21 protein-coding genes are annotated in these 19,725 nt (G+C 71.5%); 15 read left to right on the forward strand and 6 right to left on the reverse strand.

Annotated elements, in window-relative coordinates:
* Window positions 1-1,062, forward strand: a complete 1,062-nt coding sequence (locus ABD481_RS39590) for an AraC-like ligand-binding domain-containing protein (protein WP_344671028.1) — start codon at window positions 1-3, stop codon at window positions 1,060-1,062.
* Here ABD481_RS39590 and ABD481_RS39595 read toward each other — a convergent pair.
* Window positions 995-1,663, reverse strand: coding sequence for a hypothetical protein (locus tag ABD481_RS39595; protein WP_344671029.1), 669 nt, complete (start codon window positions 1,661-1,663; stop codon window positions 995-997). The two genes, ABD481_RS39590 and ABD481_RS39595, sit on opposite strands and share 68 nt — an antisense overlap.
* A gap of 158 nt (window positions 1,664-1,821) precedes the next feature.
* Between ABD481_RS39595 and ABD481_RS39600 the strand changes: the two genes are divergently transcribed.
* Window positions 1,822-2,319, forward strand: coding sequence for a hemerythrin domain-containing protein (locus tag ABD481_RS39600; RefSeq protein ID WP_344671030.1), 498 nt, complete (start codon window positions 1,822-1,824; stop codon window positions 2,317-2,319).
* A gap of 73 nt (window positions 2,320-2,392) precedes the next feature.
* Here the strand turns inward: ABD481_RS39600 and ABD481_RS39605 are convergent, their stop codons facing one another.
* Window positions 2,393-3,133: a DUF981 family protein gene (locus ABD481_RS39605; protein ID WP_344671031.1), complete on the reverse strand. Its 741-nt coding sequence runs from the start codon at window positions 3,131-3,133 to the stop codon at window positions 2,393-2,395.
* A 67-nt stretch (window positions 3,134-3,200) separates the two neighbouring features.
* On the opposite strand from ABD481_RS39605, the gene ABD481_RS39610 reads away from it, so the two are divergent.
* The 6 genes from ABD481_RS39610 (at window position 3,201) to ABD481_RS39635 (ending at window position 9,642) form a co-directional block, all read left to right on the forward strand.
* On the forward strand, window positions 3,201-3,356 hold the full coding sequence (locus ABD481_RS39610) for a hypothetical protein (RefSeq protein ID WP_344671032.1): 156 nt from the start codon (window positions 3,201-3,203) through the stop codon (window positions 3,354-3,356).
* A gap of 187 nt (window positions 3,357-3,543) precedes the next feature.
* The gene (locus ABD481_RS39615) at window positions 3,544-4,677 is read left to right on the forward strand and encodes an FtsX-like permease family protein (RefSeq protein ID WP_344671033.1); all 1,134 of its coding nucleotides are present in this window, start codon (window positions 3,544-3,546) and stop codon (window positions 4,675-4,677) included.
* On the forward strand, window positions 4,674-5,342 hold the full coding sequence (locus tag ABD481_RS39620) for an ABC transporter ATP-binding protein (RefSeq protein WP_344671034.1): 669 nt from the start codon (window positions 4,674-4,676) through the stop codon (window positions 5,340-5,342). The genes ABD481_RS39615 and ABD481_RS39620 overlap by 4 nt, the downstream gene beginning before the upstream one ends.
* Window positions 5,343-5,451: 109 nt before the next feature.
* Window positions 5,452-6,027 carry a TetR/AcrR family transcriptional regulator gene (locus ABD481_RS39625; protein WP_344671035.1) on the forward strand — a complete coding sequence of 192 codons (576 nt, stop codon included), beginning with the start codon at window positions 5,452-5,454 and terminating at the stop codon, window positions 6,025-6,027.
* 248 nt (window positions 6,028-6,275) lie between these two features.
* The gene (locus ABD481_RS39630; RefSeq protein ID WP_344671036.1) at window positions 6,276-8,717 is read left to right on the forward strand and encodes a heavy metal translocating P-type ATPase; all 2,442 of its coding nucleotides are present in this window, start codon (window positions 6,276-6,278) and stop codon (window positions 8,715-8,717) included.
* A 31-nt stretch (window positions 8,718-8,748) separates the two neighbouring features.
* Window positions 8,749-9,642 carry an ACT domain-containing protein gene (locus tag ABD481_RS39635; RefSeq protein WP_344671037.1) on the forward strand — a complete coding sequence of 298 codons (894 nt, stop codon included), beginning with the start codon at window positions 8,749-8,751 and terminating at the stop codon, window positions 9,640-9,642.
* Window positions 9,643-9,818: 176 nt separating this feature from the next.
* On the opposite strand, the gene ABD481_RS39640 is transcribed toward ABD481_RS39635, so the two are convergent.
* Together ABD481_RS39640 and ABD481_RS39645 are read right to left on the reverse strand one after the other, a co-directional pair.
* Window positions 9,819-10,217: a hypothetical protein gene (locus tag ABD481_RS39640; protein WP_344671038.1), complete on the reverse strand. Its 399-nt coding sequence runs from the start codon at window positions 10,215-10,217 to the stop codon at window positions 9,819-9,821.
* A gap of 18 nt (window positions 10,218-10,235) precedes the next feature.
* The gene (locus ABD481_RS39645) at window positions 10,236-10,706 is read right to left on the reverse strand and encodes a thioredoxin family protein (RefSeq protein ID WP_344671039.1); all 471 of its coding nucleotides are present in this window, start codon (window positions 10,704-10,706) and stop codon (window positions 10,236-10,238) included.
* 98 nt (window positions 10,707-10,804) lie between these two features.
* On the opposite strand from ABD481_RS39645, the gene ABD481_RS39650 reads away from it, so the two are divergent.
* On the forward strand, window positions 10,805-11,251 hold the full coding sequence (locus tag ABD481_RS39650) for a DUF4395 domain-containing protein (protein WP_344671040.1): 447 nt from the start codon (window positions 10,805-10,807) through the stop codon (window positions 11,249-11,251).
* Window positions 11,252-11,294: 43 nt separating this feature from the next.
* Here the strand turns inward: ABD481_RS39650 and ABD481_RS39655 are convergent, their stop codons facing one another.
* Window positions 11,295-11,684, reverse strand: coding sequence for a RidA family protein (locus ABD481_RS39655; protein WP_344671041.1), 390 nt, complete (start codon window positions 11,682-11,684; stop codon window positions 11,295-11,297).
* Between the two features lie 71 nt (window positions 11,685-11,755).
* Between ABD481_RS39655 and ABD481_RS39660 the strand changes: the two genes are divergently transcribed.
* From ABD481_RS39660 to ABD481_RS39675, 4 genes are all read left to right on the forward strand, one after another.
* Complete coding sequence (locus tag ABD481_RS39660) at window positions 11,756-12,664, forward strand: LysR family transcriptional regulator (protein WP_344671042.1); 909 nt, start codon at window positions 11,756-11,758, stop codon at window positions 12,662-12,664.
* 367 nt (window positions 12,665-13,031) lie between these two features.
* Entirely contained in the window at window positions 13,032-14,156 is a 1,125-nt protein-coding gene (locus ABD481_RS39665; RefSeq protein ID WP_344671043.1) for an ABC transporter substrate-binding protein, read from the forward strand.
* 13 nt (window positions 14,157-14,169) lie between these two features.
* The gene (locus ABD481_RS39670; protein WP_344671044.1) at window positions 14,170-14,964 is read left to right on the forward strand and encodes an ABC transporter ATP-binding protein; all 795 of its coding nucleotides are present in this window, start codon (window positions 14,170-14,172) and stop codon (window positions 14,962-14,964) included.
* Window positions 14,954-16,009 (forward strand): ABC transporter permease subunit, encoded by a 1,056-nt coding sequence (locus ABD481_RS39675; protein WP_344671045.1) that lies wholly within the window; start codon window positions 14,954-14,956, stop codon window positions 16,007-16,009. The genes ABD481_RS39670 and ABD481_RS39675 overlap by 11 nt, the downstream gene beginning before the upstream one ends.
* On the opposite strand, the gene ABD481_RS39680 is transcribed toward ABD481_RS39675, so the two are convergent.
* Window positions 16,002-17,429, reverse strand: coding sequence for a cellulose binding domain-containing protein (locus tag ABD481_RS39680; RefSeq protein WP_344671046.1), 1,428 nt, complete (start codon window positions 17,427-17,429; stop codon window positions 16,002-16,004). The two genes, ABD481_RS39675 and ABD481_RS39680, sit on opposite strands and share 8 nt — an antisense overlap.
* A gap of 320 nt (window positions 17,430-17,749) precedes the next feature.
* Between ABD481_RS39680 and ABD481_RS39685 the strand changes: the two genes are divergently transcribed.
* A complete protein-coding gene (locus ABD481_RS39685) occupies window positions 17,750-18,793 on the forward strand; it encodes a lytic polysaccharide monooxygenase auxiliary activity family 9 protein (protein WP_344671047.1) in 1,044 nt (347 codons plus the stop codon).
* An 8-nt stretch (window positions 18,794-18,801) separates the two neighbouring features.
* A complete protein-coding gene (locus ABD481_RS39690) occupies window positions 18,802-19,692 on the forward strand; it encodes a hypothetical protein (RefSeq protein ID WP_344671048.1) in 891 nt (296 codons plus the stop codon).
* Window positions 19,693-19,725 lie beyond the last annotated feature (33 nt).

Below are 19,725 nucleotides of genomic sequence, written 5' to 3' on the forward strand. Positions count from 1 at the left end.
ATGCCACAGCGCTGGTCGACGTTGGAAGTCCCCCGGGCCGCGCAGTTCGCGCGCTGGCGCGAGCTGATCTGCGAGGCGTTCCTGGCGCTGACGCCGGAATCGGACCTGCGCGACGGGTTCGCCGGCACGGTGGCTCAGCGTCCGCTGGGCGAGCTGAGCATCGCCCGGATCGAGTCGCAGCGGCAGAGCGTGCGGCGCACGGACCGCGACATCACCAACTCGCCGCTTCAGGGTTATTACGTAAACCTCCAACTGCGGGGCAGCAGCCTCATGACCCAGCACGGCCGCTCGACCGTGCTGCACCCCGGCGACCTCGCGGTCGTGGACACCACCGAGCCGTTCGCCTTCGAGTTCCGCGACGACTTCCAGCAGCTGTCGCTGTTCGCGCCCAGAGCGCTGCTGGCGACCGACCCGGACACCCCGATCGCGACCGCGACCCGGGTCGACACCACCGCCGGCCCCGGCGCCGCCGTCCGCCACGCGCTGCTCGCGCTCACCGCCGGCGACCTGGACGAGGCGACCGCCGCCCGGCTGGCGGGCCACGCCTGCGGGATCCTGGCCATCGCCCTGGAGCACCCGGCCGGGCCCGCGGACCGCGCCGCGCCGGTCGGCCAGGGGCGGCTGCACGTCGCCGCCCTGGCCGACATCGACGAGCACCTCACCGACAGCGACCTGTCGGCGGCCGTGGTCGCCCGGCGGCTCGGCGTCTCGGTCCGGCTGCTCTACGCGGCCTTCGCCGGCCGGCAGCACCGCCTCGCCGCCGAGATCCGCCGCCGTCGCCTGGACCGCGCCTGGCGCGATCTCCAGGATCCGGCGCGCGCCGGGCTCCGGGTGCTCGACGTGGCGGTGCAGGCGGGTTTCACCGACGTGACCAGCTTCCACCGCACCTTCCGGCGCGAGTACGGCCGGACCCCGGCCGAGGTGCGCAGGGCGGCGCTGGAGCCGTTGGTCGCTGCATTGGGGGAGTCGGATGTGTCGGCGGAGGCGGAGCCGTTCACCGCCGCTCGGCGGCCGGGCGGACCCGCCGCAGCGCCCGGCTCCGGAACTGCCACAGCCGGCTGACCATCGCGACCATGCGCGCCGCCCGTCGGCGGCGTGCCGACTCCGCCCGGCCGGCCAGCCACAGGCAGAACCCGGCCAGCGGCAGCTCCACGAACAGCGCCATCGCGAGCGCGGCGAGCAGCTGGCCGGTGGAGGACGCCGACGTCACGTCGAACCACGCGTCGACCACGAGCAGCCCGGCCGTCACCGCGGCCGACACGCCGATGTCGTCGCGATTGCGCACCGCGCGCCATCCGGTCCACAGCAGCAGGCCGGCCAGCAGCACGTCGAAGCCGGCCCAGGAGAAGGCGTAGTGGTCGGTCTGCGCGTGGCTCGGCAGCGAGACCGCCAGCCCGGCGATCCACGGCACGGTGAGCAGGCCCAGCACGATCAGCACGACGCCGCACCAGCGCGGCACCAGCGGCCGGGCGGCCGTGCCGGGCAGCGGGATCGCGGCGGAGTAGGTGCCGGGGCCGTCGCCCAGGGGGTCGTCGAGGTGGTCGAGATCTTCGAGGTCTTCGGGGTCCTCGGAGTTCGCGAGGTCTTCCAGGATTTCGAGTTCTTCTCGGATTTCGAGTTCTTCCAGGCCTTCAGTCTGTGGAGCGGGTTCACCTGTCAGCACGGCCACCTCCACGGGCCAGGGAAGGTCAAGCTCCAGCTTCGCGTGCCCGGCCCGGACCGGCGGCTCCGTGCCGAGTCGCCGCTGGGCCGTTCGGGCGACCGGGGCCGGCCGGCCTCGCGCTTGCCCCGGCCGGGCGCGCCGTGATCGGCTGAGCCATCATGTCTTCCGCGAACCACGACCGCGCAGCCGCCTTGAGCGTCCAATTGGCCCAGGCCCACGACGAACTCCGCCGCCGACTGGCGCGAATCAGGGCCGGGCTCGGCGAGCGCCGCCTGACCGACGACTCGCTCGCCACGCACTGCCTCGCCTTCTGCTCCGCGCTGACCGCCCACCACCACAGCGAGGACGCCGGCATGTTCGCCGGCCTGCTCGACGCCCGTCCGGACCTGGCCCCCACCGTCGCCAAGCTGGTGGAGGACCACGGCCTGATCGCCGGGATCCTGGCCCGGGTGGCGGACCTCGCCGACCGGGCCGCGACCGCCGGCCCGGGCCCGGCCCGGGACGCGATCGGCGGCGAGCTCGACGGGCTCGCCGCGATCATGGAGTCGCACTTCAGGTACGAGGAACGAGCGCTCGGCCGGGCCCTGGACGCCGGGGTGGCCGACGACGGCTGGTCCGCCGGCGTGTTCCGGTTCCGGCCGGAGTCCGCCGGCTGATCCGGTCCCGGCCTGATCCGCCCGGTCCCGGCTCGCTCTCGCCCGGTCCCGGCCCGCTCCCGCCCGGCCCGGGCTACTGCGTGTTGACGATCAGACCGATGTGCGTGAAGTAGTTCAGAGCGCCGAACAGCAGGAACGCCAGCCCGGCCAGCGTCCAGCACACGCCGATCACCTTCGGCAGGACGCTGCGCGGACTGCGCAGGGCCAGGGGAAGCAGCACGGCGCCGAGCCCGACCAGGACGTAGAGGCCGGAGATGAAGGTCGCCTCCAGCATCGGATGATCGGCAAAATGCCCGGAGATCGGCTCCTCGGGCGGCGCCGCGAACAGCGTGTACTTCCACCCGGCGGCGGCGATGCCGAAGCAGCCCAGACCAATGCCGACGATGAGCACCGACACAGGAGCCATCAACCGCGTCAGGTAGCTCAGCCGATCGGTGCGCGGGGGCCCGTCAGGATCCTCGGTCAGGATCCCGACCCCGCGCTTCCACAAGAAGAAGGCCGCGGCCAGCATCAGGACCCCGAACACCAACGACGGCTCCCCGAAGATGATGTTGTCGAACGGGAACCCCTGCCCGGCCAACGGCCAGGTGAGCGTCATATGCAGCCCGGTCAAGAACAAGATCAGACCATTGACGCCAAAAGCCAGCGCCCACCCCTCGGCAACGAACGGCCGCCCGCGCAGCAGCGTGGCACCGAGGTACACCACCAGCAACAGCCCGGCACCGGCAGCCAGCGCCATCACGGTGTTGTACGTGGGCATCTTGGCCCAGTCGATCTTCAGTCCTTGCTCATGGGCCAGGTCAACAGGACTCATGCCGCCATGATCTTTTGCCGACACTCGGGGTGCGCGCGGGTGGCGACCGTCTGGGTGAGGGGGAGCCGTGCCTTCGAGTGATGAGGCGCTGGTGCTGTCGCACTGGCTGGAGTGGCTGCAGATGACGGAGCTCGGCGCGGTGGTAGACGACCCGGCCGTGGACGACCCGGCGGTGGACGACCCGGCGGTGTGGGCGCCGATCCAGAAGATCTCCGGAACTTAGGACAAGGCGTTGGCCGTGCTGCTCGCTCCCGACTGCAACGAGCGGCTGGAGGCGGCCCGTTGGCCGTTGCGCCCGGAGGTACACCCCTTCCCGACACTACTGTCGGGAAGGGGGCTATGCTGAGCAGACTTCCCGACAGGAGTGTCGGGAAGTCCCTTGGTCGCCCATTGCTGCGGAGTTCCTCGCCATGTATCTGGCTCTACGCGATCTGCGGTTCGCCCGCGGTCGCTTCCTTCTTATGGGTGCCGTGGTGGCGCTCATCGCCGTCCTCGGTGTCCTGCTGTCCGGGATGTCGACCGGGCTCACCGATTCCGGGGTGTCCGGGCTTCGGGCGTTGCCGGCCACCGGGTTCGCTTTCTCGGCTGATGCCAGCGGAGAGTTGTTCTCCCGCAGCACCGTGACGCGTGCCGAGTGGGAGCGATGGGGCACGGTGTCCGGGGTCCAGGCCGCCGCGCCGTTCGGCGACACGCTCGCCCACGCCACCGTCACCGGCGGGGCCGCACCCGGGACCCAGGTCGATCTGGCCGTGTTCGGGGTGGTGCCGGGCAGTTTCCTGGACCCGGTGCCGGAGTCCGGCCGGGCGCTGGGTGCGGCGGTGGCTGACGAGGGCGGGGTGCTGGTCAGCCAGCAGATTCTCGATGACGGTGTCCGCGTCGGCGACCGGTTGGGCATCGACCGCAGTGGCGTAGTGCTCACCGTCGTCGGGACGGTCGGATCCCAGTCCTATGGCCACGTCGCCGTCGCCTACGCCCCGCTCAGTACCTGGCAGAAGATCCACTACGGGCTGCCTGGCGACCTGCCCGCGGCGGCGCGCGACGTCGCGACCGCCGTCGCGGTGAGGACCGGCGCCGGCTTCGACGCCGCGGCCGCCGACCGGGACGCCGGCACGCATTGGGTGACCAAAGCAGGCTCCTACTCCGCCTCGCCCGGCTACAGTGCCGAATCCGGGACCATGAAGCTGATCAGCTGGTTCCTGTACGTCATCTCGGCGCTGGTCGTCGGGTCCTTCTTCACCGTGTGGACCGTGCAGCGCAAGCCGGAGATCGCGCTGCTCAAGGCCATCGGTGCCGCCGAGCGCTACGTCGTGCGGGACGCCCTGGCGCAGGCCGCGGCGGTGCTCGTGCTGGCGACGGCGCTCGGCACGACGGTCGGACTCGCCGTCGGGCGCACCCTCATGGGCTCCGCGCCCTTCTCCCTGCGGGCCGCGCCGGTGGCGACCGCCGCGCTGTCGCTGGTGGCGCTCGGGTTGCTCGGCGCGCTGGCCGCCGTGCGGCGGATCACCGCCGTCGACCCGCTGACCGCGCTGGGGGCCGACCGATGAGCGGGTTGCGGCTGACGGGCGTCGGGCTCGTGCTCGGTGGCGGGGACACCGCCGTGACGGCGATCGACGGCGTCGACCTCGCGGTGGCGCCGGGGGAGACGGTGGCGGTGGTCGGGCCCAGCGGGTCGGGCAAGTCCAGCCTGCTCGCGGTGTCCGGGGCGCTGCGGGAGCCGACGTCGGGAACGGTCGAGATCAACGGTCTGACGACCACTCCGCTGTCCGACAGGGCACTGACCACCTTGCGGCGCGACCACGTCGGCTACGTGTTCCAGCAGGCGAACCTCTTCGCCGCGCTGACCGTGCGCGAGCAGCTGTTGATCCCCCGGCACGTCAGCGGCCGGATCACCGCCGCCGACCGGGCGCGCGCCGCCGAGCTGCTGGCGGCGGTGGGGCTGGAGCATCGGGCCGGGCACCGTCCGCATCAGCTCTCCGGCGGGGAGCGGCAGCGCGCGGCGCTGGCCCGGGCGCTGATGGCGGGGCCGGCGGTGCTGCTGGTCGACGAGCCGACGTCGGCGCTGGACCGGGCCGGCTCGGCGCGGATCGCCGAGCTGATCGCGGCGCGGACGCGGGAGGCGGAGTGCGCGACGCTGATCGTGACCCACGACCACGACATACTGGAGTACGCCGACCGGGTCCGGGAACTGCGGGACGGGCGGCTGACGTGACCGAGGTCATCGAGATGGCCGAAGTCTTCGATAGCGCCGACGTGACCGACTGACAGCCCCACCGACAGCCCCACCGAGGCCCGGAGCGAGCGAGGACCGGAGCAGCCGCATGCCCAAGATCGCCGCCGCCACCCTCGCCGAGCACCAGGCGGCGCAACGGCGCGCCCTGGTCGCGGCGGCGATGGAGACCCTGCTGGCCGACGGCGCGGCGGCGATCACGCCGGCGGCGGTGGGGCGGCGGGCCGGGCTGGCGCGCTCCAGCGTGTATCAGTACTTCCCGTCGACGGCCGCGCTGGTGGCGGCGGTGATCGAGGAGGCCTTCCCGCCGTGGGACGCCGCCCTGGGCGCTGCTTTGGATGGCGTCGAGGCGCCCGCCGCGCGGATCGACGCATACGTGGAGGCGACACTGCGGCTCACCGCCGAGGGCCACCACCGCGCGGCCGGAGCGCTGCTCAACGCCGACCTGCCGCCGGAGGTGCGACGCCGACTGGCCGAACTGCACCGCGCCACGACCGAGCCGCTGTCCGCGGCGGTGCGGGCGCTCGGCGTGCCGGAGCCGGAGCTGACCGCGCGGCTGCTCGGCGGGCTGCTGTCGGCGGCGATGGCGGCGATCGAGGGCGGCGCGGATGCGGAGGTCGCGACGGCGCGGGTCAAGGCGCTGCTGGCGGGGGAGTTGGGCGGTTGATCGGGGGCTTGATCGGACTGGCTTCGATCAGGTCGGCGGTCCGGGCAGCGCCGTTCCTCTGGCCTGCCGTGACGAGGGGATCGAGCTGGCGGCGCAGCTGCTCGTCGTGCCCGCGACGATCGTGTCTACGCCGACTATGGGGAGCCGAAGTCGTGCACCGGGCGTGGCCGACGCTGAACCACGGCTTCAGGAGGCTGATCGCCGGACCGTAGGGGGCACGATACCCCGGTAGGGTATATGGTGATCATATGGGTACCCACTCTGCCGACCATGTCGCCGAGATCGCGCTCTCCAGGTGCTTCTGCGGAACGGACCTGGCGGAGGCCGAGCGCGATCTCTCTGCGCTGCCCGGGGTGATGTCGGTCCACGTTGACCGCACGCGCTCGGTGGCGCACCTCGCCTACGACCCCACCCTGACCGATCCCGCGCGATTGCGCGCGGCGAGCAACGGGATCGGGCTCGACTGCGCGCCCGGAGGTCATGCAGGTCACACCGGCCATGACGCTCACGACGCTCACGAAAGCCACGACGCTCACGACAGCCACGAAGCCCACGCTGGCCACGAATCTCACGCCGCCGACGATTCCCACACCGGCCACGACTCCCATGCCGGCCACGACTCTCACGCAGGCGCCGACTCCCACGACTCCCACGCCGGCCACGGCGCCTCCATGGTCGCCGACATGTTCCGCCGCTTCGTCATCAGCGCGATCATCACCATCCCGATCGTCCTGTTCTCCCCGATCGGCCACAGCATCGGCTTCCAGGTCGACCCGCCCTTCGGGCTGTCCATGGGCTGGTTCGGCCTGATCCTCGCTACTCCGGTGGTCCTGTGGGGCGGCTGGCCGTTCATCTCCTCGGCCGCAAAGTCGCTGCGCCGCGGCGAGGTCACGATGATGACCCTGATCGCCACCGGCGTCCTGGTCTCCTATATCTATTCCGTCTTCGCGGTCTTCCTCGATCTCGACGACGTGTTCTTCGAAGCCGCCGCGATGCTGACCACGCTGAGCCTGATCGGCCACTGGCTGGAGATGCGCTCCCGCTACGCCACCGGTCAGGCCGTCGAGGCGCTGCTGAGCCTGGCCCCGCCCACGGCGCGCGTTGTGCGCGGCGGTGCGGAGTCGGAGGTCCCGCTGGAGGAGGTCGTCGTCGGCGACGTCGTCGCGGTCCGCCCCGGTGAGAAGGTGCCGGTCGACGGATCGGTGGCGGACGGCTCCAGCTACGTCGACGAGTCGATGATCAGCGGCGAGCCGGTGCCGGTGGCCAAGCGGGCCGGGGATCCGGTGATCGGCGGCACCATCAACACCACCGGCGCCTTCACCTTCACCGCGACCGCCGTCGGCTCCGACACCGCGCTGGCCCGCATCGTGCAGATGGTGCAGAACGCGCAGGCGTCGAAAGCCCCCGCGCAGCGCCTCGCCGACACCGCCGGCAAGTACCTGGTCTACGTCGCCCTGTCGGCCGGCGTGCTCACCTTCCTGGCCTGGGCGCTGTTCGGGACGCACGGCATCGGCTTCGCCGTCACCGCCGCCGTCTCGGCGATCGTCATCGCCTGCCCCGACGCGCTGGCGCTGGCCACGCCGACCGCGATCACCGTCGGCGTCGGGCAGGGCGCGCGCGGCGGCGTGCTGTTCAAGAACGCGACCGCGCTGGAGTCCACCGCCGGGATCGGCACCGTGGTGTTCGACAAGACCGGCACGCTCACCGCCGGCCGGCCCTCGGTCACCGACCTGGTCCCGGCTCAGGGCGTCGACCCCGAGGCCGACCTGCTGCGCCTGGCCGCCGGCGCCGACCAGCCGTCCCAGCACCCGCTGGCCGAGGCGATCGTCGGCGCGGCCAAGGAGCGCGGACTGGAGGTCGCCGTGCCGCAGGACTTCGACTCCGTCCCCGGCCACGGCGTCACCGCGACGGTCGACGGTCGTCGGGTCCTGATCGGCAACGCCCGGCTGCTCGCCCGCGAGGGTGTCGACGCCGCCGCGCTCGCCGCCCTCACCGAGCAGGCACAGGCCCTGGCCGCCGACGGCAAGACCGCCGTCCACGTCGCCGCCGACGGCGAGCCGCTCGGCCTGATCGCCGTCGCCGACGCGGTGCGCCCCTCGGCCGCCGCCGCGATCGGCGCGCTGCACGCCGAGGGCGCCCGCACCGTCATGCTGACCGGCGACCAGGCCCGCACCGCCGAGTCGGTGGCCCGGCGGATCGGGGTCGACACCGTCATCGCCGACGTGCTGCCCGCCGACAAGGCCGCCAAGATCACCGAGCTGCAGGCCGGCGGCACCCGGGTCGCGATGGTCGGCGACGGCGTCAACGACGCCCCGGCGCTGGCCGCCGCCGACGTCGGCATCGCCATCGGCGCCGGCACCGACGTCGCCGTCGAGACCGCCGACGTGGTGCTGGTCCGCGACGACCCGGCCGACGTCGCCTACGCGATCACCGTGGCGCGCGCCGTCCGCCGCAAGATCAAGCAGAACCTGTTCTGGGCCGCGATCTACAACCTGCTGGCGATCCCGGTCGCCGCCGGCGTCCTGTACCCGGCCACCGGGGTGCTGCTGCGGCCGGAGTGGGCGGCGCTGCTGATGAGCGCTTCAACGATCATCGTGACGTTCAATGCCTTGCTGCTGCGGCGGCTGCGCAAACCGGCGGCCCGGACCGGCGCCGGGGCCGTTCACGCGGCCGTGACGAACCCGACCTGATCATGCAACACGGCGCCGCGACAGTGGAGGCATGAGGACACTGAGTCAAGACCGGAGTCGGGACCATGACCGCGAGCCGGGCCGCGGGCCGGGCCGGGGCCATGGCCGCCGCCGTCCCGAGTGGAGCTGGCGGCGCGAGATCATCGAGCTGGCGGTGCTGTTCCTGGCGGTGGGCACCGCGGGCCTGTTCACCGAGGTGCTGGAGCGCCGGCACTACGGCTGGACGATGCTGATCGTGCTGGGCGCGGCGCTGCTCGCCGCCTCGGTGTTGCAGTGGTGGTGGCGCGCGCACGGCCCGGGGCGGCTGCGGGCGCACAAGCCGTTCGCCTCGGTACGCCCGGTCGAGGGCATCGAGGTGGACATCGGGGAGTGGCACGAGGACGCCTTGACGCTGTGGCGGATCCGCGCCGTGGTGCGGGACCGGCCGGGCAGCTTAGCGGCAGTGTGCGAACGCCTGGCCGGGGTCGGCGCGAACATCGTCGGCCTCCAGGTGCACCCGCTCGGTGACGGCGTGCTGGACGAGTTCCTCGTGGACGTGCCGCCGGAGGTCGGCCCCGACGCGCTGGCGGCGGCCGTCGCCGCCGGGGGAGGCGACGTGGCGAACATCGACCGCGCCGCGCGCGACGACCTGACCGACGCGCCCGCGCGGGTACTGACGCTCGCGGCCCGCCTCGCGGCCGGGGACGCCGGTCTGCCGGAGGCGCTGCACGACCTGTTCGGCCAGTCGGCGGTGGCCTGGGATCCGCGCGAGGCCGGGGAGCCGGCGTGCGCCGGGACGCTGATGACGCTGGCCGACCCGACCGGCGGCACGCTCCGGCTGACCCGTGAAGGACTGGATTTCACCCCCACCGAATTCGCGCGCGCCCGGGCTTTGGTCGGGTTGTGCGCGGAGCTTCGGCGGCGCCAGGTATTGGGTGATCGATAAGCGCTGTGACCGATATCCGTGATCGATATCTATTTCGGATTGAGAAAGGAACTGGAACAGAAAAGAGCGGAGCCAGAAAGGATCGGCCTCCGAAATATTCTTAGCGGTATCAGCGGTATCAGCGGTATCAGCGGTATCAGCGGTATCGGCGGTGCAGCTGGTGTCGGCCGACGCGCCTACTCGGCTGACTGCTCGCCTGCACGACCGTCGAGCCGAGCGGCGACCGCCTCGATCAGTCCCCAGCCGTCAACGTGGACGGCTGCGGGATCGTCGGCCTGCCAGCCGCGCTCCACGGCTTCGTCGAGTACGGCGCGGACCACGCTCGGCAGATGGAGGTTGAGCCAGACGCCGTCGACGACGCCGACCTGCCCGGAATCACAACCGTCCCCGGCCGCGTGGCCTGGTCCGGCGGCGAAGACGACCTCCAGTCGCCCGCGCTGCCCGTCCCGACGGATGCCGAGTACTTCGCGACACTCGCGGTCCGTCGATCGTTCCGGCAGGTGCTTGTGCCGCACCGACCAGATGAACACGTCACCGCCGACGACAAGGCGCCGGGTCTTCCGCTCCCGTGTCATCCGCCACAACCGCCGTGACTAGGCGCCGACCAGCTCGCCCACGGCCGCCGCGAGCTCGTCCCGGCGGGGCGGCCCGGACACGCGGTGCGTTATCCGGCCCTCGCCGTCCAGGACCAGGACGGTCGGGGTCCGCAGCACGGTCAGGCGGCGGGCCAGGTCCAGGCGCTCCTCGGCGTCGATGTCCAGGTAGGTCACGGCGTGCCGGTCGGCGAGTTCGGTGAGCACCCGGCGGGTCGGGCCGCAGTACTGGCAGACCTTGGAGGAGAACTGGACCAGCGTGGCGCGGGTGTCCAGGGCTATGCCGAGGTCGTCGGCGCCGAGGCGGTGGGTTCCGGCTCCGGTTCCGGCGTCGGTTCCGGTGTCAGTCCCGGCCCCGGAACCGATCGGCGCGACCGTGCGCACCGCGCCGTCGGTCCGCTTGCGCCACAGTCCGAAGGCCGACGCGGCCGTCAGGACACCGACCGCCGCCAGCACTCCGGTGAGATCCATGCCTCCCACAGTGCCTCCGTCCCGCCGGTTATTCCTCATCGTGTCCAGCGCTTGAGACGTGGATTTCCGCCTCCGCATTCCCGACCTACTCTGTGGGAATGACGGACACCAGGGTGCCGGCCGCCACGCGCCGCGTCGACGTCCGCGGCCCGAGGTTCGGCGCCGCGGTGACCACGGTCGTCCTGCTGGTGGTGCTGATCACCGGCAGCGGCTGGCTGCTCGCGGCCCAGGGCGTGGTCTTCGCCGTCGGCGCCTTCGCCGGGCTGCGCCGCGCCCCCTACGGCCTGCTGTTCGCCCACCTGGTCCGGCCCCGGCTCGGTCCGCCCACCGCCTTCGAGGACGAGGCGCCCCCGCGCTTCGCCCAGGCCGTCGGCCTGGTCTTCGCTCTGGTCGGGGTCATCGGCTACCTGTCCGGCGTCACCGCTCTGGGCATGGCGGCCACCGCCCTGGCCCTGGCCGCCGCGTTCCTCAACGCCGCGTTCGCCTACTGCCTCGGCTGCGAGATGTATCTGCTGGTGGCACGGCTGCGGAAGCCCGCCGTCTGACTCATTCGTCCCGCCGTCTGACTCAGTCGCCCCGGCGCCTGACTCATTCGCCCCGCCGCCGCGCGTCCACCTCGATCTCGATCTTCATCCGCGGATCGGCCAGCCCGCAGACCATCATCGTCGCGGCCGGACGGACGTCTCCGAAGCGGCGGCGCAGCGCCGGCCAGCACGGTTCGAAGTCCTCGCGGTCCGGGAGCAGATACCGCACCCGCACCACGTCGGCGAACCCGCTGCCCGCCTCGGCGAGCACCGCGCCGATCGTGCGCAGGCACTGTTCGGTCTGCTCGACCACGTCGTCGGAGATGGTCATCGTCGCGTAGTCGAAGCCGGTCGTGCCGGAGACGTGGATCCAGTCGCCGTCGACGACGGCGCGCGCGTAGCCGATCTGCTCCTCGAAGGTCGAACCGGTGAGAATCGCCTGCCGTTCGGTCATGGCGGAACGCTATGCAGCCAGCGGTGATACGTCCAATAGCTTGAGACGGCTCGTCTGATATCTCTAGGCGTATGGAGCGCCCCGACCTGCCGCTGCCGCAGCTGTACGCCTTCGTCGTCCTCGCCGAGGAGTTGCATTTCGGCCGCGCGGCGGCCCGGCTCGGCATCGCGCAGCCTCCGCTGAGCCAACAGATTCGGCGTCTGGAAGATCGCGTAGGACACCCGCTCTTTGCACGCGCGGTCGGGCGTGTCGCGCTCACGCCGGCCGGTGAAAAACTCCTCCCGGCGGCCCGCGGGGCCCTCTCGACCCTGACCGATGGCCTCGCCGCTGCGCGGGCCGCCGGGGCCGGACGGGCCGGGACGCTGCGGATCGGATTCGCCGCCTCGCTGGCCCTGACCGTCCTTCCAGGACTGCTCCGTACCTTCCGGGAACAGTATCCGGAAGTGCAATTGCATATTCAGGAGATGACAACCGCACCCCAGGTGGAGGCATTACGGGAGCGCCGCCTGGACGTCGGACTGCTGCGCGAGCCCGACGACGATCCCGACCTGAGCTACCGCACCGTGCTCACCGAATCGTTCGTCGCGGTCCTGCCCGCGGCGCATCCGCTGGCCGGGCAGGAAACCGTCGAGGCCGGGCAGCTCGCGGACTCGCCGTTCGTCCTGCTGCCCCGCCACGTGGGCCCGCAGCTCCATGACCAGCTCGTCGACCTGTGCGTGCAGGCCGGTTTCCAGCCACGGATCGCCCAGCGCGCGGTGGAGTGGCAGACGGTCTGTGCCCTCGTCGAGGCCGGTATGGGGGTTTCCCTGGCGCCTTCTAGCATCGCGCGCCTGCGCCTGCAAGGCGTGGTTTTTCGGCCACTGGTCGGCACCGACCTGCGGACCCGCGTCGTGGCCGGATGGCATCGGGACCATGCCAGCCCCCTGATCGAGCGGCTGCTGGCAGTCCTCGGTGACCTCGGACATCGCGAATTTCGGTGAGAAAACGTTTCGGAGTCCGATATAAAAGGTCGCCGAAATGGCAGGAGTCCGAAGGCTCGAAAAGCGTCCAGATATCGGACAGGAAATGGACGGGTAATCGCGTCCGTGCCACTCTCTAGCCATGGATCGCGAAGGAATAGCACTCGTCAGTCGGCGGCACGTCGACTTCGGACGGCTGTCCAGCGCCTGCTGTTGACCCACGCCGTGCTCGTCCCCTGATCCGCATCGGATCCGCTCGGCGTTCCCAGATCCGCCCGGGGCGGCAGCGTCCCGGCCGGCAGGCCACCTTTTCTTCCTTCCTCCCTCCGCGCAGCGGCCAGGCCGCTGCCCGCCGGTGTGTCCGGCGATCCTTTTCTGGAGTCTTCCTGTGAACCGCATCAAGTCTCTTGTCCGCTCCGCCGTGGTCCTCGGCGCCGCCGTCGGGATCGTCGGGACCGCCGCCGCGTGCAGCTCGTCCAAGAGCTCCGGCTCGGACTCCAAGCCCGCCGCCGCGACCTCGGCCGCCGGCTCCAGCTCGGCCGCCGGCGGTACCGCGGCCTCGGAGCTGCGGCTGGGCTACTTCGCGAACGTCACGCACGCCACCGCCGTGGTCGGCGTCGGGCACGGCGAGTTCGCCAAGGCCCTGGGCAGCACCAAGCTGACCACGCAGATCTACAACGCCGGCCCGGCCGAGATGACCGCGCTGCTCGGCGGCCAGCTCGACGCCGCCTACGTCGGCCCCTCGGCGGCGCTGTCGGCCTTCGTCCAGTCCCACGGCGAGGCCCTGAAGATCGTGGCCGGCGCCACCACCGGCGGCGCCGAGCTGGTGGTGAAGTCGGACATCAACAGCGCGGCGGACCTGAAGAAGAAGGTCCTGGCCACCCCGCAGAAGGGCAACACCCAGGACGTCGCGCTGCGCTTCTGGCTCAAGCAGAACGGCCTGACCGCAAACCCGGACGGCACCGGCGACGTCTCGGTGAACCCGCAGGACAACGCCACCACCCTGGACCAGTTCAAGGCCGGCCACATCGACGGCGCCTGGCTGCCCGAGCCGTGGGCCTCCCGCCTGGTCCTGGAGGCCGGCGCCAAGGTCCTGGTGGACGAGAAGGACCTGTGGCCCGGCGGCCAGTTCTCCACCACCACCCTGGTGGTCTCCGCGGACTTCCTGAAGAAGCACCCGGACACCGTCAAGGCCCTGATCGACGGCCAGATCGCCGCCAACGACTGGATCAAGGCCAATGACGCCGACGCCCAGACCCTGGTCAACGACCAGCTGAAGAAGCTCACCGGCAAGGCCCTGACCGCCGACGTGATCAAGCGCGCGTTCGGCGAGCAGTCGGTCACCAACGACCCGCAGGCCTCGACCCTGCAGACCGCCTCGGACCACGCCGTGGCCACCGGGCTGCTGAAGGCCACCGACCTGCACGGCATCTTCGACCTGTCGATCCTCAACGCCGAACTCGCCAAGGGCGGCCAGCCGGCCGTGTCCGACGCCGGCCTGAGCAAGAAGTAAAGGAGAAGCAGACATGACCGCCACCATCGCGACGGCGCCGGGCACTCCCGGCCTCGACCACCAGGTCCAGCCCGCGGTCCGGCTCTCGGGCGTCACCAAGACGTTCCGCGATGGTGGCGCCCCGGTCCTGGACGGCATCGACCTCGACGTCGCGCCCGGGGAGTTCGTCTGCCTGCTCGGCGCCTCCGGCTGCGGCAAGTCGACGCTGCTGAGCATCGCCGCCGACCTGGACAAGCCGACCCACGGCACCGTCGAGGTGGCCCAGGGCCGGGCGGCGCTGATGTTCCAGGAATCGGCGCTGTTCCCCTGGCTGACCGCCGGCCAGAACATCGACCTGGCGCTGCGCCTGCGGGGGCTGTCCGGCCGCCGCGAGCGCCGCGCCGAGGCCGACCGCCTGCTCAAGCTGGTGCGGCTGCCGGACGCTTATGACAAGCGGCCGCATCAGCTCTCCGGCGGGATGCGGCAGCGGGTGGCGCTGGCCCGGGCTCTGGCCCAGGACAGTCCGGTGCTGCTGATGGACGAGCCGTTCGCGGCGTTGGACGCCATCACCCGCGACGTGCTGCACGAGGAACTGATCCGGCTGTGGGAGGCCACGGGCCTGGCGGTGGTGTTCGTGACGCACAACGTGCGCGAGGCGGTGCGGCTGGGACAGCGCGTGGTGCTGCTGTCGTCCCGGCCGGGTCGCATAGCCCGGCAGTGGCGGATCGACATCCCGCAGCCGCGCCGCATCGAGGACAAGAACGTGGCCGAGTTGTCGGTGGAGATCACCGAGCACCTGCGTCAGGAGATCAGCCGTCATGGCCGCTGAGATCACCGAGAGTGCGGAAGCGGCGGACGTCGCGGAGTCCGAGGAGACCGCGGACACCGCGGTTATCGCGGACACCGCGCACACTGCGGAGGCCGAGTCGCACACCGACGAGGCGCCGCAGACCGCTCAGGTCACGCAGACCGCTCAGGTCACGCAGCCCACTGAGACCCGGCGGGTCACCGGGACGCCGCCGGACACGGACTCCCTGGCCACCGTCGAGGCCGGTCTCGACGCGCTGGAGACCACCGCCGACCACGAAGTCTCCACCCTCGGCCGGGTGGTCCGCGCCGCCTACCCGCCGCTGCTCGCGGTCGCGCTGATCCTCGCGATCTGGCAGGTGCTCTACGCCGCGAAGATCTGGCCGGACTGGAAGCTGCCCGGCCCCTCGCAGGTCTTCACGTCCCTCAAGGACGCCTACACCAACGGCGACATCTGGCCCGCCGTCGGCCACAGCATCGGCCACGGCGCCGTCGGCTTCGCCGCCTCCGTCGCCATCGGCACCGTGCTCGGCCTGCTCGTCGGCCGCTTCAAGCCGGTCCGCGCCGGGATCGGGCCGATCCTGTCGGGCCTCCAGTCGCTGCCCTCGGTGGCCTGGGTCCCGCCGGCGCTGATGTTCTTCGGCCCGACCTCCTCGATGCTCTACACCGTCGTCCTTCTTGGCGCGGTCCCCTCGATCGCGGTCGGCGTGGTCTCCGGCCTCGACCAGGTCCCGCCGATCTACCTGCGCGTCGGCCAGAACCTCGGCGCCCGGGGCCTGGCCTCGGTCCGCCACGTACTGCTGCCCGCCGCCCTGCCCGGCTACCTCGCCGGCCTGCGCCAGGGCTGGGCCTTCGCCTGGCGCTCGCTGCTGGCCTCGGAGATCATCGTGCAGTCCGCCGACCTGGGCCACTCCCTGGGCTTCCTGCTGAAGAACGCCCAGGACACCAACGACATGGCCGGCGCCTTCGCGGCGATCATCTTGATCCTGGCGGTGGGCATCGCGGTGAACCAGCTGCTGTTCGTGCCGCTGGAGCGGCGGGTGCTCAAGGCGCGAGGGCTTACGTGACGGCGCAGGCCACGCCGCTGAGCGGCTGGTTCGCCCCGTTCACGACCATGCCCCACGACGTCGACGCTCCCGGAGCCAGCGCTCCGTTGTAGGACACGGATTTCGCCGTCACCGCCTGGCCGGACTGGGTGGTGGCGGCGTTCCAGGAGTTGGCGATCGTCTGCGATCCCGCGAAGGAGAACCGCACGGTCCAGCTCGCCAGGGCGGCCGTGCCGTTGTCGGTGACGGTGAAGGCGAGCTGATAGCCGGTCGACCACGAGCCGGTCACCGATGTCGTCACCGCGCAGCTCGCACCGCCGGCCGAGCTGGAGGACGAGCTGGACGGCGAGCTCGGGGGCGTGGAACTCGGCGGGGTCGAACTGGGTGGCGTGGAGCTGGGCGGTGTCGAACTCTGCGAAGTGCTCGGCGACGTCGGCCCCGACCCGGGCGACGTCGTATAAGACACCTGCGTATACGCGGCGCCGCAACTGCCGCCGCACGAGGAAGGCAGCGCGAAGCTGTAGACCTGACCGCCGTTGATGAGGGTGTTCGAGGCATCCGTGACGCGGATCTTGTACGCCGAGCCGGCCGTCGCGGTCGGGCCGATGATGTAGGCCTGGCCCATGTCGCTGTCCATCGCCGCCGAGACCCACGACCCGTCGGCCGCCTGGTACTGCACTCCGTGGATGCCGGCGGCCAGGTGCGTTACCGAGATCGCGGGCCAATACACCTGCGCGCCTTGCAGGAAGCCGATGCCGATGTCGCCGGTGTATCCCGGGGCGTTGACGAACTGCCAGGTCACCTGCCGGTTGTTCCAATGGTTCAGCAGATCCCCGACCGCGGTGCCGTTCAGCTGGAAGCGGTTGATCGAGTCGGTGTGCAGGTCGATGTGGTACGGATCGTCCCGGCACCAGGCGTTGGAGTCGGCGCAGCTGTCGGCGACCAGCATTGTCAGCGTCGCGCCGTTGTACTTGTCGGCGACCCAGGAGCCGTCGCGGCAGAACGGCTGGTTCTGCGCGCCGTCGTTGGTGCCGGTGCAGTAGTCGCCGATGCTGACCTTCACCCAGCGGCCGCAGTTCAGGCCGTTGTCGAACATCCCGAGCAGGCCCGCCTGCGCGGCCGGCACCGGCCGCGGGAACGTCCCGTAGCTGCCCGGCGTGTTGAAGACGTTCAGCGCGATGAAGTCCTGCGAGTCCAGGTTCGCCTGCGGCACGCCGCAGCCGCCGTAGGGCGCGCCGAGCCCGTCGAAGTGGGTGGCGTTGCCGGTGACCGGCGCGGGCGTGCCGCCGACGCCGAGGGCCCGGGCCGGGCCGGTGCCCAAAGCGGCGAAGACCGCGGCGACGGTCAGCGCGACGGCGGCCGCGAGTGCGGTGTGCCAGGCGGCCCGGCGGCGGCGGGCCGGGGCGGCCGGTGGCGGCCCGGATCTGGTGGTTCGGCGCACGGCGGCGGCTCCCTTCGTCTCGGATCCTCGGCAGTCGCATGGTCACCGGACGCCTCGCGAGCGTCAAAGCTCTGCGACCCCGGACCGGACGGTCCGCAGGCCGGACGGTGAAACGTTCACCCCGACCGCGAAACTTTCGCCCGATCCGGCCCGGCGCCGGCCCGCGACGGCTCCGGATCCGCGTGCCCTGACATGCCTGTTCGGTGATCCGGCCGGGATTTCGACGAGCGGTGCCGCCGCGCACGCCGCCCGACCGCCTCCGCCGCCGGAGCTACGCTCCGCCCGACACAGTCCGCCACCTCTGTGGAAAGGCGAGCGATGTGAGCAGGAAGATCCCCAGGAGACTGACCGGCGCGCTGCTCGCGCTGGCCGGTCTGATCGCGGCTGTGGCGTTCGCGCCCCCGGCCTCGGCGCACGGAGCCTTGATGATCCCCGGCAGTCGCACGTTCCTGTGCTACGAGGACGGCCTGACCTCCACCGGCCAGATCGTTCCGCAGAACCCGGCGTGCCAGGCCGCGGTGGCGCAGAGCGGCACCACCCCGCTGTACAACTGGTTCGCGGTCGGCAACCGCAGCGGCGCGACCAGCGGCGGCACGGTCGGCTTCATCCCCGACGGGAAGCTGTGCAGCGGCAACAGCAACTACTACGACTTCTCAGGGTTCGACCAGGCCAACGCGAACTGGCCGGTCACCCACCTGACCTCCGGCGCGCCCATCACCATCGACTACAACCGGTGGGCCGCGCACCCGGGCACGTTCAGCCTCTATGTCACCAAGGACGGCTGGGACCAGACCAAGCCCCTGACATGGGCCGATATGGAGGCGGCACCGTTCTCCACGATCACCGACCCGCCGAACACCGGCACCGTGGCCACGCTCCAGAGCTACTACTACTGGAACACCACGCTGCCGGCCAACAAGACCGGGCGCCACATCATCTACTCGGTGTGGGCGCGCTCGGACAGCCCCGAGACCTTCTACGGCTGCTCCGACGTCGTGTTCGACGGCGGCACCGGGCAGGTGACGGGCATCGGGGCGACGGCCCCTCCGCCGCCGGCCACCGCCTGCCAGGCGATCTACGCCGTGACGAACACCTGGCCCGGCGGGTTCCAGGCGCAGGTCACGGTGAAGAACCCGACCACCGGCCCGATGACGAAGTGGACCGTGGGCTGGGTGCTGGCCAACGGCGAGAGCGTGGTCAGCGCGTGGAACGGCACGCTGACGCAGTCCGGGTCGCTGGCCACGATGAAGTCGGCGGACTGGAACGCGCAGCTGGCGGCCGGGGCCAGTACGACGTTCGGGTTCGTCGCGAATCAGACTACTGCTCCGACGCAGCCCGAGAGCTTGTCGTGCACGAGTCCGTAAGGCGGTGCGTGGCCGTGACTGCCGGCGTCTGCCTCGCGGCGGTCGCCATGGTCGGCTGCGGCCACGCGTCCCGCACCCACGACGTGCCGGCCGTGCCGGATGTCCAGGACGGCCAGGGCATGCAGGATATGCAGGGCATGGACATGGGCGGTTCGCCCGGTGCCGGGATTGTGGCGGCGGATCTCGCGGACAACGGACTCCGTGCCGCGGTCGGCGGCTATTCCTATGTGGCCGACACCAAGACGCCGTCCACGAGCCCGCTGTCGCCGTTCAGCTTCCACATCGTCGGGCCGAGCGGCAAGAACGTCACCCGGTTCCAGCCCTACGAAGGCCAACTGCTGGTCTTCTACCTGGTGCGCACCGATCTCGGCGACTTCCACAGACTGGCTGCGTCGATGCACGACGACGGCACGTGGACGGTTCCGATGCCGGCTCTGGCGCCGGGCGCCTATCGCACCTACGTCACCTTCGCCGCCCCGGATTCGGCGGCCGGAACTCCTTTGTCCTACTCGCTCTCCCAGCCTCTGGTCGTGCCCGGCGCGCCGCCAGCGACCGCGACCACCCCTGGCGCCACCGTCGACGGATACACGGTCGAGCTCACCGGCTCGCTGCATCAGGGCGCTGAATCAGACCTCGGTGTCCTCGTCACCAGGAACGGCGCACCGGTTCAGCAGTTCGACCGCCTCCTCGACGGCTATGCCCACATCACCGCCGTCCGCAGTGGCGACGCCGCGTTCGCCCGCGCGCTCTCCACCGGGCGGGCGGCCGGCGGCCCTGCCGGCGTGGGCGCGCTGACCGCGCAGATCCGCTTTCCCGAGTCCGGCACCTGGCGGCTGTTCGTCCAGTTCCAGATCTCGGGGACCGAGCACACGGCCGCGGTCACCGTATCCGTGCCCTGACAGTCGTGCTCATCCTGTGCATCCTGCTCGTCC

This window comes from Catenulispora yoronensis (assembly GCF_039531695.1).
GTDB classification, from domain to species: Bacteria; Actinomycetota; Actinomycetes; order Streptomycetales; family Catenulisporaceae; genus Catenulispora; species Catenulispora yoronensis.